This is a genomic window from Mycobacterium sp. NGS62 (genome assembly GCF_059812285.1).
This window is the reverse complement of sequence record NZ_JCALCK010000001.1, coordinates 296,155-312,058: the sequence shown is the minus strand read 5'-3', so window position 1 is coordinate 312,058 and position 15,904 is coordinate 296,155. Positions and strand designations below refer to the sequence as shown.

Sequence of the window (15,904 nt, the reverse complement as noted above, 5' to 3'; positions counted from 1 at the left end):
GCGGCGACCGGCGTTAAGCGAGAGGTAAACAATATGGCTGACCAACTCCAGCATGCGACCGAGGCGCTGCGCAAAGCGCTGGTCCAGGTGGAGCGGCTGAAGCGCAAGAACCGCGCACTGCTGGAACGGTCCGGCGAACCGATCGCGATCGTCGGGATGTCCTGCCGCTTTCCCGGCGGAGTTCAAAGCCCTGACGACTTATGGGACATGGTGGCCGACGGCCGCGACGTGATGTCCGAGTTTCCCACCGACCGCGGCTGGGATCTGGCCGGTCTGTTTGATCCCGATCCCGATGCGCCGCACAAGTCGTACGCGCGAGCCGGGGGATTCGTCGACGATGTCGCCGGTTTCGACGCCGGCTTCTTCGGAGTGTCGCCCAGTGAGGCGCTGGCGACCGACCCCCAGCATCGAATGCTGCTGGAGTTGTCGTGGGAGGCGTTGGAGCGGGCCGGGATTGACCCGACCGGGCTGCGGGGCAGCGCCACCGGTGTGTTCGCCGGGATCATCGTGCAGGGCTACGGCATGCTCGCCGAAGAGATCGAGGGCTACCGGCTGACCGGCATGACATCCAGTGTCGCCACCGGGCGGGTGGCCTATGTGCTGGGGCTGGAAGGGCCGGCGGTGTCGGTGGATACCGCGTGCTCGTCATCGTTGGTGGCGTTGCACATGGCGGTGCAGTCGCTGCGCTCGGGGGAGTGCGACCTGGCGCTGGCCGGCGGAGCGACGGTCAACGCAACGCCGACGGTGTTCGTCGAGTTCTCCCGACATCGGGGACTGTCGCCCGATGGCCGCTGCAAGCCCTACGCGGGCGCCGCCGACGGGGTCGGCTGGTCCGAGGGTGGCGGCATGTTGGTGGTGGAGCGGCTCTCGGATGCGGTGCGGTTGGGGCATCCGGTGTTGGCGGTGGTGCGGGGTTCGGCGGTCAACCAGGACGGTGCTTCTAATGGGTTGACGGCGCCCAATGGTCCGTCGCAGCAGCGGGTGGTGCGTGCGGCGTTGGCCAATGCCGGGTTGAGTGCGGCCGAGGTGGATGTGGTGGAGGGCCATGGCACCGGTACCACGTTGGGTGATCCGATTGAGGCGCAGGCGCTTTTGGCGACTTATGGTCAGGATCGCAGTGAGCCGTTGTGGTTGGGGTCGATCAAGTCGAATATGGGTCACACTCAGGCGGCGGCCGGGGTGGCGGGTGTGATCAAGATGGTGCAGGCGATGCGCCACGAAATGCTTCCCGCGACGTTGCATGTGGATGCGCCGAGTCCGCATGTGGATTGGTCGGCGGGTGCGGTGGAGTTGTTGGCCCACGCGCGCCCGTGGCCGGTTGATGGGAGGGTGCGTCGTGCCGGGGTCTCGTCGTTTGGGATTTCGGGGACCAATGCGCATGTGATTGTGGAGGCGGCTCCGGTGGTGGCGGCGCCGGTGCAGCAGCCGCGGTCGATGCCGCCGGTGGTGCCGTGGGTGATCTCGGCCAAAAGCGCTGTGGCGCTGGAGAAGCAGGCCGCACGGCTGGCGGGATACGTTGAGGACCGCGGTGAGCTGGACGCGGTTGATGTGGGGTGGTCGCTGGCGGGACGGTCGACCTTTGAGCATCGGGCGGTGGTCCTCGGCTCTGATCGCGAGCAGTTGCTTTCCGGGCTGGGCGAGTTGGTCGATGGCCTACCGGGTGGCGGTGTGGTGTCGGGGCGGGCGACCCCGGCGGGCAAGACCGTGTTCGTTTTCCCCGGCCAAGGCTCCCAATGGCTCGGCATGGGAATCGAGTTGCTGGACACCGCACCGGTTTTCGCTCAACACATACACGCTTGCTCGGAGGCCTTCGCCGAGTTCGTCGACTGGTCACTGATCGACGTCCTGCGCGGTGCGCCGGACGCCCCCGGGCTGGACCGAGTCGACGTCGTCCAGCCGGCCCTGTTCGCGGTCATGGTGTCGCTGGCAGAGCTGTGGCGGTCCATCGGCGTTCGGCCCGATGCGGTGATCGGCCATTCCCAGGGTGAAATCGCCGCCGCCTACGTCGCGGGCGCGTTGTCGCTACGCGACGCCGCACAGGTAGTGACGCTGCGCAGCAAGGCGTTACTGGCACTGTCCGGCCGCGGCGGCATGGTATCGCTGGCATGCGATATCGAGCACGCGCGAGAGTTGCTGTCGCCCTTCGGCAGTCGGATCGGCATCGCGGCCATCAACGGCCGAACCGCTGTGGTCGTTTCCGGTGACGCCGAGGCACTGGACGAGCTCATTGCCCACTGCACCGAGCGGGAGCTGCGAGCACGTCGCATCGACGTCGACTACGCGTCGCATTCCGTCGACGTCGAAGCGATCCGTGACGAGTTGGCCGAGGTCTTGGCCGGCATCGAACCGCAGTCGTCGCGCACCGCGTTCTTCTCCACGGTCACCGGCAGCCTTTACGACACCGCCGGCCTGGACGCCGACTACTGGTATCGAAACATCCGGCAGACCGTCGAATTCGACCAGGCAGTACGCAGTGCGTGCCAACAGGGCTACCGAACTTTTATCGAATCAAGCCCGCATCCGGCGTTGATCGCCGGCATCGAAGACACCGTGACCGATCACGGTGCCGCCGAACCGATCGTCCTGCCCACCCTCGGCCGTGAGGAAGGCGGGTTGGGGCGGTTCCTGGCCTCGGCCGCGCAGGCCTTCGTATCGGGTGTCGGGGTGGACTGGCGCGCGCTGTTGCCGGGCGGTGAATTCGTCGAGTTGCCGACATATGCCTTTGAGCGACGCCGGTTTTGGCTCTCCGGTGACGGCGCCGCAGTCGATGCCGCCGGGTTGGGGCTGGGTTCCAGCGAGCATCCGCTGCTGGGTGCGGTGGTTGAACTGCCGGACTCCGGTGGGGTGGTGCTGACCGGCCGGCTGTCGCCGGCATCGCAGTCCTGGCTCGTCGACCATGCGGTATCCGGGATGGTGGTGTTCCCCGGCGCCGGATTTGTCGAGCTTGCCATCCGCGCCGGCGACGAAGCCGGCTGTTCGGTTGTCGACGAATTGACGTTGCAGGCACCGCTGATGTTGCCGCCGTCGGGGTCGGTGGCGGTCCAGGTCGTTGTGGGAGCCGCCGAGCAGGCCGGCCAGCGCAATGTGTCGGTGTTTTCCAGGGCGACCGCGGACTCGGACTGGGTGTGCCACGCCGAGGGCGTCCTGAGTGCGGAATCGACTCAACCGACAGCGGACTTGTCGGTATGGCCGCCGGCAGGGGCTACCGCGGTGGACGTCGCCGACGGCTACCAGCGGCTGGCGGCTCACGGCTATGGATACGGTCCGGCGTTTCGCGGGCTGACTGCGATGTGGCGCCGCGGCGACGAGATCTTCGCCGAAGTAACGGTGCCGGAAGCCGCCGGAGGCGTCGCCGGGTTCGGTGTTCATCCGGTGCTGTTAGATGGCGCGCTGCACGGGGCGGCGATGGCCGCCGATGCCGAGGACGTGGCGTTGCCGTTTTCCTGGCAGGGCGTCTCGCTGCACGCCGCCGGCGCCTCGTCGGTGCGGGCCCGGATCGCCCCAGCGGGCCCGTCGGCGGTGTCGGTCGAACTCGCCGATGGGCTGGGCCTGCCCGTGTTGTCGGTGGCTTCGATGGCGGTCCGTCCAGTCTCGCAGCAGCAGTTGACGGCGGCCGCGTCGAGTTCGGCAGCGGAACGACTCTTCGAGGTGGCGTGGTCGCCGGCCTCGCCGGGCACCGGCGCTGTTCCCTCGCATGAGGTGTTCGAATTCCGTTCCGCCGGCGACGACCCCGTCGCGGAAGTCTACGAGCGCACGCACGCGGCGTTGGGCGCGGTGCAGTCCTGGCTTGCCGACCACGACTCGGGTGTGTTGGTCGTCATCACCGGCGGTGCGATGGCGCTACCCGGAAACGACGTCACCGATCTGGCCGGCGCTGCGGTGTGGGGGCTGGTGCGGTCGGCGCAAACCGAGCACCCGGGCCGATTGGTGTTGGCCGACGTCGATACCCCGGTCGGGGAAGCCGACGTTCCCGCGATCCTTGCGACCGGCGAACCGCAGGTGTTGGTGCGCGACGGGGTGGCCTACACCGCCCGGGTGCACGCCAGCCGGTCCGTCGACGGCTTGTTGACCCCGCCGGATGGAGATGGGCCGTGGCGGCTGGGTCTTTCGGCTGCCGGCACGTTCGAGAATTTGCAGCTCGAACCGGTGCCCAACGCAGACGCGCCACTGGAACCCGGCCAGGTCAGGGTTGCCATTCGCGCCATCGCGACCAACTTCCGCGACGTGATGATCACTCTGGGCATGTTCACCCACGACGCGCTGCTAGGCGGCGAAGCCGCCGGTGTGGTGGTCGAAACCGGACCGGGAGTCACCGAATTCAACGTCGGCGATGCCGTGATGGGGTTCTTCCCGGACAGCAGCGGAACCCTGGTCGCCGGCGATGTCCGGCTGCTGCTGCCCATGCCCACGGACTGGTCATACGCTGAAGCTGCCGGTGTCTCAGCAGTTTTCACCACCGCCTACTACGCCTTCCTGTACCTGGCCGATGTACAGCCAGGGCAGCGAGTGTTGGTGCACGCCGCCACGGGCGGGGTGGGGATGGCCGCCGTCCAACTGGCACGGCATCTGGGCTTGGAGGTATTTGCCACCGCCAGCCGCGGCAAGTGGGACACGTTGCGGTCCATGGGCTTTGACGAAGACCACATCTCCGATTCGCGCACTTTGGAATTCGAGGACAAGTTCCGGGCGGTCACCGACGGCCGCGGGATGGATGTCGTACTGGATTCGCTGGCCGGTGAGTTCGTCGACGCCTCACTGCGACTGGTGACTCCGGGCGGGGTTTTCCTGGAGATGGGCAAGACCGACATCCGTGACCCGGGCGTGGTCGCCGACAACCATCCCGGCGTGCGCTACCGCGCCTTCGACCTCTTCGAACCCGGCCGGGTACGCATGCACGAATACATGCTCGAACTGGCCAAGCTGTTCGATGCCGGCGTACTGAATCCGTTGCCGGTGACCACCTTCGACATCCGGCGGGCACCGGCGGCGCTGCGCTATCTGAGTCAGGCCCGCCACACCGGCAAGGTCGTGCTGACAATGCCCGATGCCTGGACGTCTGGCACGGTGATGATCACCGGTGGCACCGGAATGGCCGGGTCGACGCTGGCCCGGCATGTGGTGACGCAACACGGGGTGCGCCATCTGGTGCTGCTCAGCCGGCGGGGCATCGAAGCCCCGGACGCCGCCGAGTTGGCCGGAGAATTGACCGCCGCCGGCGCCGAGGTCCAGGTGGTGGCCTGCGACGCGGCCGATCGCGCCGCGTTGGCCAAAGTGATTTCCGACATCCCGCGACAGCACCCACTTTCGGCCGTGATTCACGCGGCGGGAGTCCTCGACGACGCGGTGGTGACGTCGCTGACGCCGGACCGCATCGATGCGGTGTTGCGTGCCAAAGTGGACGCCGCCTGGAATCTGCATGAGCTGACTCGAGACCTGAATCTCTCAGTGTTTGTGATGTTCTCGTCGATGGCCGGTCTGGTCGGCTCGTCGGGCCAGGCTAACTACGCAGCGGCCAACTCGTTCCTGGATGCGCTGGCAGCGCACCGGCGGGCCCACGATTTGCCGGCGATGTCATTGGCTTGGGGCTTGTGGGAGCAGGCCAGCGACATGACCGGCTCGCTCGACGCGGCGGACCGGGCCCGACTGGGCCGCAGCGGCGTCGTCGGCCTTTCCTCGGCCGAAGCCGTGCAACTGTTCGACACGGCGTTGGCCATCGACGAGCCGTATCTGGCACCGGCGCGTATCGACACCGCAGCGCTGCGTAGCCACGCCGCCGTGGTGCCGCCGATGTTCACCGACCTGATCAACGCGCCGACTCGCCGTCGGGTCGACGACTCGCTTGCCGCTGCCAAGTCGAAATCAGCGCTGGCACAACGGCTACACGGACTCAACGATGACGATCAGCACACCTTGTTGCTGAATTTGGTGCGGTCACACATTGCGACAGTCCTGGGCAACACCACACCGGAGGCGGTCGATGCCGACAAGGCCTTCCAGGACCTCGGGTTCGACTCGCTGACCGCGGTCGAGATGCGTAACCGGCTCAAAGCCGCCACCGGGTTGGCGCTTTCGCCCACGCTGATCTTCGACTACCCGACGCCCAACGCCCTTGCCACCTATATCCGCACCGAGCTTGCCGGTGTCCCGCAAGAAACCAAGCACATCCCAGCGGTTCGTGCGACCGGCGACGATCCGATCGCGATTGTCGGCATGTCCTGCCGCTTTCCCGGCGGAGTCAATTCGCCAGAAGACCTGTGGGACATGGTGCTCCAGGGTCGCGATGTGCTTACCGAGTTCCCACCCGACCGTGGCTGGGATCTGGCCGGGCTGTTCAACCCCGATCCCGACGTATCCGGTGCCTGCTACACCCGCACCGGCGGCTTCGTCGACGGCGTCGCGGACTTCGACCCCGGGTTCTTCGGGGTGGCGCCCAGTGAGGCGCTGGCGATGGACCCTCAACAACGCATGTTCCTCGAGTTGTCGTGGGAGGCGTTGGAGCGGGCCGGGATTGACCCAACCGGGCTGCGGGGCAGCGCCACCGGCGTGTTCGCCGGGGTGATGACGCAGGGCTACGGCATGTTCGCCGCCGAACCGGTCGAGGGCTTCCGGTTGACCGGCCAGTTGTCGAGCGTGGCTTCCGGCCGGGTGGCTTATGTGCTGGGGCTGGAAGGGCCGGCGCTGTCGGTGGATACCGCGTGCTCGTCATCGTTGGTGACGTTGCACATGGCGGTGCAGTCGCTGCGCTCGGGAGAGTGCGACCTGGCGCTGGCCGGCGGCGTCACCATCAACGCCACACCCGACATTTTCGTGGAATTCAGCCGCTGGCGCGGACTCTCACCGGACGGCCGCTGCAAAGCCTTCGCCGGTGCCGCCGACGGCACCGGATTCTCCGAGGGTGGCGGCATGTTGGTGGTGGAGCGGCTCTCGGATGCGGTGCGGTTGGGGCATCCGGTGTTGGCGGTGGTGCGGGGTTCGGCGGTCAACCAGGACGGTGCTTCTAATGGGTTGACGGCGCCCAATGGTCCGTCGCAGCAGCGGGTGGTGCGTGCGGCGTTGGCTAATGCTGGGTTGAGTGCGGCCGAGGTGGATGTGGTGGAGGGCCATGGCACCGGTACCACGTTGGGTGATCCGATTGAGGCGCAGGCGCTTTTGGCGACTTATGGCCAGGGCCGCAGTGAGCCGTTGTGGTTGGGGTCGATCAAGTCGAATATGGGTCACACTCAGGCGGCGGCCGGGGTGGCGGGTGTGATCAAGATGGTGCAGGCGATGCGCCACGAAATTCTTCCCGCGACGTTGCATGTGGATGCGCCGAGTCCGCATGTGGATTGGTCGGCGGGTGCGGTGGAGTTGTTGGCCCACGCGCGCCCGTGGCCGGTTGATGGGAGGGTGCGTCGTGCCGGGGTCTCGTCGTTTGGGATTTCGGGGACCAATGCGCATGTGATTGTGGAGGCGGCTCCGCCGGTAGAGGCGCCAACCGAGGAATCGGCCAAGCCGCCGGTAATGGCGTGGGTGCTTTCGGCGAAAACCGCTGGCGCACTAGGTAAGCAAACTTCCCAGTTGGCCGGGTACCTCCAAGACCACAGCGAGCTGGACGCGGTTGATGTGGGGTGGTCGCTGGCGGGACGGTCGACCTTTGAGCATCGGGCGGTGGTCCTCGGCTCTGATCGCGAGCAGTTGCTTTCCGGGCTGGGCGAGTTGGTCGATGGCCTACCGGGTGGCCGTGTGGTGTCGGGGCGGGCGACCCCGGCGGGCAAGACCGTGTTCGTTTTCCCCGGCCAAGGCTCCCAATGGCTCGGTATGGGCATGGGACTGCACGCCGCATACCCGGTATTCGCCGAAGCGTTCAACACCGTCGTCGGCGAATTGGACCGGCATCTGTTGCGACCACTGCGCGAGGTGATGTGGGGTCACGACGAAGAACTCTTGAACACAACCGAGTTCGCCCAACCCGCGTTGTTCGCCGTGGAAGTGGCCATGTTCCGGCTGCTGGAGTCGTGGGGCATGCGGCCCGATTACCTGATGGGGCACTCGGTCGGCGAGCTGACCGCCGCGCACGTCGCCGGTGTCCTCTCGCTGGAGAACGCTGCCGTTCTGGTGGCCGCACGCGGCCGATTCATGCAGGCGCTGCCCGCCGGCGGCGCCATGTTCGCGGTGCAGGCGACCGAAGAGGAAGTGCGGCCGATGCTCGGCGACGACGCCGGCATCGCGGCAGTGAACGGTCCGTCTTCGGTCGTAATCTCCGGGGGCGGGGACGCGGTGACCACGATCGCCGAACAACTGCGCGCCCAGGGCCGCAGAACGCACAAGCTCGCGGTGTCGCATGCCTTCCACTCGCCATTGATGGAACCAATGATCACCGAGTTCGCCACGGTGGCAGCCGGACTCACCGTTGCGCAGCCCACCATCCCGATCATCTCCAACGTCACCGGCCAGCTGGCCGGCGACGACTTCGGCTCCGCGCAGTACTGGACTCAGCATGTCCGGGCAGCGGTGCGATTTGCCGACAGCATTCGCTTCGCCCAATCCGCCGGAGCCACCCGCTTCCTGGAAGTCGGGCCCAGCGGCGGCCTGACGGCATCGATCGACGAGTCGCTGCCCGACGCTGACGTGGTGTCGGTGCCCATGCTGCGCAAAGACCGCCCCGAGCCGGTCACGCTGGCCAATGCGACCGCCCAGGGTTTCGTGTCGGGCGCCGCAGTCGATTGGCGTGCTGTGCTGTCCGGCGGGCGATTCGTCGAGCTCCCGACCTATGCCTTCGAACGTCGCCGGTTTTGGCTCTCCGGTGACGGCGCCGCGGTCGATGCCGCAGGTTTGGGCTTGGCCCCCAGTGAACATCCGCTGCTGGGCGCCGTGGTCGAACTGCCCACCTCCGGCGGGGTGGTGCTGACTGGCCGGCTGTCGCCGGCGTCGCAGCGGTGGTTGGCCGACCACGCCGTCGGCGGGGTGGTCTTGTTCCCCGGGGCCGGGTTCGTCGAATTGGTGATCCGGGCCGGCGACGAAGTCGGTTGCGGCGTCATCGAGGAATTGATGCTGGCCGCGCCGCTGGTGCTGCCGGCCTCCGGTTCGGTCGCCGTGCAGGTCGTGGTGGGCGCCGCCGACGAGGCGGGTTCCCGTGCCGTGTCGGTGTTTTCCCGCGCCGAGGCCGGCTCCGGCTGGGTGCTGCACGCCGAGGGAACGGTGGCCGCCGGCGCTGTCGAGCCGAGCGCGAATTTGTCGGCCTGGCCGCCAATCGGCGCCGACGCAGTGGACGTGGCCGGAATTTACGACCAGCTGGCCGCACGCGGATACGGATATGGTCCGGCGTTCCAGGGCCTGACTGCGATGTGGCGCCGCGGCGACGAGGTGTTCGTCGAGGTGTCGCTGCCGGCCGATGCGGGTACGTCGCCCGCCGGGTTCGGTGTGCATCCGGCGGTCCTGGATGCGGCGCTGCACGCGGTGATCGTTGCCACCAACGGCACGGATTCCGATGGTGGTGTGCTGGTGCCGTTCTCGTGGCAGCGGGTGTGCCTGCATGCGGCCGGCGCATCGGCGCTGCGGGCCCGGATCGCGCCGACAGGACCGTCCGCGGTGTCAATCGAGCTGGCGGACGCGTTGGGTCTGCCGGTGTTGTCGGTGGCGGCGATGGTGGCCCGGCCGGTGTCCCAGCAGCAGTTGATGGCGGCGGTATCGGGCTCGGGCCCGGATCGACTGTTCGAGGTGATCTGGTCACCGCAGCCGTCGGTGGTCAACGCCGATGCCATTGCCTCCCACGAGGTGTTCGAATCTCTGCCGGTGGCCGGCAATCCCGTCACCGAAGCACACCAACGCACGCATGCGGCGTTGAGTGCAGTGCAGTCCTGGCTTACCGAACACGATTCGGGAATGTTGGTGGTGACGACCCGCGGTGCGGTGGCGTTGCCGGGGGAGGCCATCACGGATCTGGCCGGTGCGGCGGTGTGGGGGCTGGTGCGCTCGGCGCAGACCGAGCATCCCGGCCGGCTGGTGCTTGCCGACGTCGACGCGCCGGTCGACGATTCCACCGCGGCCGCGATATTGGCGGTCGGTGAGCCGCAGGTGGTGCTGCGCGACGGCGTCCTCCATATCGCGCGGGTGCACGGCAGCCGGGCGGTAGACGGGCTGTTGGTCCCTCCGTCCGGCGAAACTCCTTGGCGGGTCGGGCTTTCGGCGGCAGGAACTTTTGAGAACCTGCTGCTGGAGCCGCTGCCCGACGCCGATGCGCCGCTTGAGTCCGGGCATGTCCGTATTGCCGTGGACGCCATGGCGGCCAACTTCCGCGATGTGATGATCACGCTGGGTCTGTACCCCGACGACGCAGCGGCGATGGGCGTCGAAGCGTCCGGCGTCGTCGTCGAGACCGGGCCCGCAGTTACCCAATTCGCGGTCGGCGACCGGGTAACCGGGTTGTTCCCGGAAGGCACCGGCACGATCGCGACCACCGACCAGCGCCTGCTGATCGAAATCCCGCCAGGGTGGTCGCACACCGAGGCCGCCACGGTGCCAGTGGTCTTCGCGACCGCGTATTACGCCCTGTCGGCGCTGGCCGAAGTCAAGCCGGGCCAGCGGATCCTCATCCATGCCGCCGCCGGCGGTGTCGGGATGGCCGCCGTGCAGTTGGCGCGGCACTGGGGCCTGGAGGTGTTCGCCACGGCCAGTCGCGGCAAGTGGGACACCCTGCGGTCGATGGGCTTCGACGACGACCACATCGCCGATTCGCGCAGCCTGGACTTCGAGGACAAGTTCCGGGCGGCCACCGATGGCCGCGGGGTAGATGTCGTACTTGACTCGCTGTCCGGTGACTTCGTCGATGCCTCGCTACGACTGGTGGCTCCCGGCGGGATCTTCCTGGAAATGGGCAAGACCGATATGCGCGATCCCGCGGTCGTCGCCGACGGCCATCCCGGGGTGCGTTACCGTGCCTTCGACCTTTTCGAGGCCGGGCCAGATCACATCCGGCGGATCCTCAGTGATTTGGCGGCGATGTTCGCGGACAAGGTTTTACGCCCGCTGCCGGTCACCACGTTCGACATTCGGCGGGCGCCGGCGGCGTTGCGGTATTTGAGTCAGGCGCGCCACGTCGGCAAGGTTGTGATGACGATGCCTGACGCGTGGACGGCGGGCACGGTGATGATCACCGGTGCTACCGGAATGGCGGGCTCTGCCCTGGCCCGGCATGTGGTGGCCCGACACGGTGTGCACCACCTGATCCTGGTCAGCCGCCGCGGACTCGATGCGCCGGGCGCCGGCGAGTTGGCTGCCGAACTCACCGCAGCCGGTGCCGACGTGCGCGTGGTGGCTTGCGACGCGGCGGATCGGGATGCATTGGCCGCGGTGATTTCCGATGTCCCCGCTCAGCAACCGCTGTCGGCGGTGTTTCAGGCTGCGGGGGTCCTCGATGACGCGGTGATCACGTCGTTGACACCTGAGCGCATCGACACGGTGATGCGGGCCAAGGTGGACGCGGCCTGGAATTTGCACGAGTTGACTCGCGATCTGAGTCTGTCGGCGTTTGTGATGTTCTCGTCGATGGCCGCTCTGGTGGGATCGTCGGGTCAGGCCAACTACGCGGCGGCCAACTCGTTCCTCGATGCGCTGGCAGTGCACCGGCGTGCGGCGGGCCTGCCGGCGACCTCGCTGGGCTGGGGTTTGTGGGATCAGGCCAGCGACATGACCGGGGGACTCGAGGCAGTCGATTTCGCCCGGTTCGCCCGCGACGGCATTGTGGCGATGTCCGCCCACGAGGCGCTCGGATTGCTCGACACCGCAATGATTGTCGACGAGCCGTTCCTGCTGCCGGCCCGCATCGACCTCACGGCGTTGCGCGCCAAGTTCGACGGTGGCACGCTGCCGCCGATGTTCGTCGATCTGATCAGTGCGCCGGCGCGGCGTCAGGTAGACGACTCGCTGGCCGCCGCCAAGTCGAAAACCGCTCTGCTGCAGCGTTTGGAAGGGTTGCCCGAGGACGAGCAGCACGCCGTACTGCTGGATCTGGTTCGTTCGCACATCGCGACTGTGCTGGGCAACACGACGACGGAGGCTATCGACCCGGACAAGGCCTTCCAGGAGCTGGGATTCGACTCGCTGACCGCGGTCGAGATGCGCAACCGGCTCAAAGCGGCCACTGGATTGGCCCTTTCACCCACACTCATCTTCGACTATCCGAACTCGGCTGCGCTGGCCGGGTACTTCCACCAAGAACTGCTCGGCGCCGCCGATCAGCCTGCGCCAAAGGCCGCGCCCGGGGAAGCGGAGATTCAGCGGGTGGTCGCGTCGATTCCAGTCAAGCGCCTGCGGCAGGCCGGGGTGTTGGACCTGCTGCTCGGTTTGGCCAATGAAGTCGACGGCGGCGGCGCCGGGGAGACCAGAGAAAAAGACCTCGCCGACATGGATCTCGATGATCTGGTCAATGCGGCGCTGCTCGATGACGACGAGTAGCGAGTTGAAATTCCGGGTCGTTCAGTGAAGATCGCCGTCACCGGAGCCAGCGGCGTGATCGGTCGCGGCGTCGTGGGACGACTGCTCTCTGCGGGGCACGAGGTTGTCGGGCTGGCACGCCATCGCCCCGAAAGCTGGCCCAGCGCAGCCACCTTCGTCGAAGGCGACATTCGCGATGCAGCGGCGGTCCGGCACGCCATCACCGGGGCCGATGTCGTCGCGCACTGCGCGTGGGTGGCCGACCCCGGCGCCGATGAACAGCTCGCGCACGACATCAACCTCGGCGGGACCGCCAACGTGCTGGACGCGATCACCCGGGCCGGCACCCGGCGGACGGTGTTCGCGTCCTCGGCATACGCATACGGTGCGCGCGAGCGCGGAACGCCGCCGTGCAGCGAAGACCATCAACTCAGCCCGGTAACCGCCGAAGCCCGCGCCGAAGAAATGCTGGCGGCCGCCGGCACGGAATGGGTGGCGGTCCGCTCCGCGGTCATCCTCGGCCGAAACGTCGACAACTGGGTGCTCCGGTTCTGGGCGTCGCTGTTCTTTCCGGACATCGACAGGTCCACGAACCAGGCGCTGCAGGTTGTGCATGCCGACGACGCACATCGGGTGTTCGTTCGAGCGATTCTCGACACCGGCATCGACAGCGGGCCGGTCAACCTTGCTGCGGCGGGGGAGCCGACGTTCGCTGAGATCGCCGACGCGGTGGGGCGCCCGACAGCGCGGGTGGGAAAGCGGCTGGGCGTACTGCTTCGGCGGATGAGTGCAGCCGCCGAGCTCGATCACCTACTAACTGCCCCCTTGATGGAAACCGCACGGCTGCACGACACCTGGAAGTTCACCCCGGCCTGGAGCGCCGCTGAAAGCGTCGCGGATTTCGCGTTGGCGGTACGCGGGCGGGTGAGCCTGGGCCCGCGGGTGATGTCGCTGCCGTGGCAGCTGACCAATGTCCAGGACATCCCGGCGGTTGACGCGCCGGCCGCTGACGGCACGGTTCCCGCCTTGGCCGGCCCGGACGGCTGCAACGGGGAGTTCGACACTCCGATCGACGGGCGCTTCCCGACCTTTTTGGCCACCAATCTGTCGGAGGCGCTGCCCGGACCGTTTTCGCCGTCGTCGGTCTCGGTCGCCGTGCGCGGCCTGCGGGCCGGCGGTGTCGGCATCGCCGAGCGGCTGCGGCCGGGCGGGTTGATCCAGCGCGAAATCGCCATGCGCACTGTCGCGGTGTTCGCCCACCGGCTGTATGGCGCCATAACCGCCGCGCATTTCATGGCCGAAACCGTGCCGTTCGTCAAACCGGCGACGGTCGTCAGTAACAGCGGATTCTTCGGCCCCAGCGCCGGCAGCCTGCCGATCTTCGGTGAGCAGCGTTTGCCGAGCCAATCCGGCCGCGCCGCAAAACAATTGCGGACCCTTCGCAATATCGGGGTATTCGGGGTCAATCTGGTCGGCCTCAGCGCCGGATCGGGGCGGGATACCCGCGACTACATCGCCGATATCGACCGGTTGGAGCGTCTGGTGGGCGACGACCCCACCCAACTGGACGACCATCGCCTGCTCAGCGTGATCTTGCTGGCACGCGATCACGTCGTGCATGGTTGGGTGCTGGCATCGGGGTCTTTCATGCTCTCGGCAGCGTTCAGTGTGATCCTGCGGGGGCTGGGCGGACGTAACATCGCGCCGTCGGCCGGGCCGGACTTGGCCAGTGCGCGATTGCTGGGCGCGCTGCACCGGCTGGTGGCCGCGGCGCAGAACGATCCGGATGCGGCTGGGGTGCTTGCCGGTCCGGGCAACCGGCTCGCGGCGCTGGCCGAGAAGGCGCCGCAATTCCACGCCGCGGTTCTCGACGAGCTGGCGCAGATCGGTCACCGCGGCCCGGCCGAAGTCGAGATGTTGTCGACCACCTATGCCGACGATCCCGAACTGCTGCTCCGGATGGTGGCGAAATCGTTGGATGCCCCGGCGCCGGCACAACCCCGTCATCCGCGAATCCCGGTCCAGGCTCGACCGGTCGCGCAATTGGCCGTGCACCAGATTCGCGACCGCGAGGTACGGCGCGACAAAATGGTGCGAGCCATCTGGATCTTGCGAAAGCTATTACGGGAGCATGGACGTCGGCTTACCGACGGCGGAGTTCTCGACACTCCCGACGACGTGTTCTATTTGTTGGTTGATGAGCTCGACGCGCTGCCCGCCGACGCGGCGGAAATTGTGGCGCGCCGCCGCGCCGAACAGCGCGACCTCGCAGACGTCATTCCACCGGCAGTGTTCAGCGGCGGCTGGCAGCCGGCCCCTGCGCCGAAAAGCGTCCTCACCGCCGGACAGACCCTGCATGGCCTCGGTGTCTGCGGTGGACGGGTCAGCGGCCGCGTTCGAATCGTCCGGCCGGAAACCATCGATGACCTGGAACCCGGTGAGATCCTAGTCGCGGAGGTCACCGATGTCGGCTACACCGCCGCGTTCTCCTATGCCGCCGCCGTCGTGACCGAACTGGGTGGCCCGATGTCGCATGCCGCGGTAGTGGCGCGCGAGTTCGGGTTTCCCTGCGTGGTTGACGTCGAGGGCGCCACTCGACGCCTCACACCCGGGGCGCTCATCGAGGTCGACGGCAGTACCGGAGAGATCCGCGTCCTCTAACTTGCCCGCCGAGTGGCCAGTTATCACACGCCGTTTCGCGAAAAGCGTGCAATAACTGGACGTTCGGCAACGGCTCGGCCCTCAGCAGCTGAACTTCTGCCCGCCCTCAGGCGCCGGAGCGGGCTGCAGACACCCGAACGGCTCGATACCGGTGGCGGCGAGCGCAGCCGCCGACCGGTGCGCATAGTTCACGCAATACACGCCGACTTGATCTGCGCGACAACGATAGTCACCGAACGCCAACGATTTCCCCACTGGCAGATCGGCCCCATCGCCGCGGGCGAACGGCCCGGGATCGGCATGGGCCGACCCCACCTGCAGGCTGGCGCCGTCGAAGTCGACCCAACCGCCCTGCCACTGCCCATAGGCGGTCGCCGGTCGCGGCGGCGGATGGGCCAAGCTGACCAGGCAGGCCAGCGCGCCGCCGGTGTGTTGGGTGTCGGTCATGCAGCGGACTTTGGCAACGGTGAACGCAATGTCAGTACCGAGGTCGGCGGCCGCCCCGTCGCGCGTTGCGCGGTGATACCGGTCGGCGTTCGCCGGGGCGCCGGCTTCCACCCACGCGATGACATCGGAGATCGGCGCGCCAGCACTCGGCGCGACGGCCGCGGCCGGCGGCGGGCGGTTCGAGGGCGCGGTGGAGGTTGCGCGCGAAGGTGTGGATGCAGAGGTCGTGGGCTGCGTGCCGCGGCTATCGGTCGCGTGCGAGCACCCGACGACCAGCAACGACGCTGCGACCAGCGCGGCAATCCGCATTGTGCCAGGCTAACTGTCGTCGCCCGATTCTGCGGACCTGCCCCACCCGCCATGGGCGCATTCGCTAACGTCGGCT

The 15,904-nt window shown here is 67.6% G+C and carries 3 protein-coding genes; 2 read left to right on the top strand and 1 reads right to left on the bottom strand.

Features of this window, described 5'->3' with window-relative positions; genetic code table 11:
- The first annotated feature begins 33 nt into the window (after positions 1 to 33).
- Together AC5Y49_RS01530 and AC5Y49_RS01525 are read left to right on the top strand one after the other, a co-directional pair.
- A complete protein-coding gene (locus tag AC5Y49_RS01530) occupies positions 34 to 12,432 on the top strand; it encodes a type I polyketide synthase (protein ID WP_499884060.1) in 12,399 nt (4,132 codons plus the stop codon).
- 24 nt (positions 12,433 to 12,456) lie between these two features.
- Positions 12,457 to 15,072, top strand: coding sequence for an NAD-dependent epimerase/dehydratase family protein (locus tag AC5Y49_RS01525; protein WP_499884059.1), 2,616 nt, complete (start codon positions 12,457 to 12,459; stop codon positions 15,070 to 15,072).
- Between the two features lie 81 nt (positions 15,073 to 15,153).
- On the opposite strand, the gene AC5Y49_RS01520 is transcribed toward AC5Y49_RS01525, so the two are convergent.
- Positions 15,154 to 15,828 (bottom strand): hypothetical protein, encoded by a 675-nt coding sequence (locus tag AC5Y49_RS01520; protein WP_499884058.1) that lies wholly within the window; start codon positions 15,826 to 15,828, stop codon positions 15,154 to 15,156.
- Between the last annotated feature and the right edge of the window lie 76 nt (positions 15,829 to 15,904).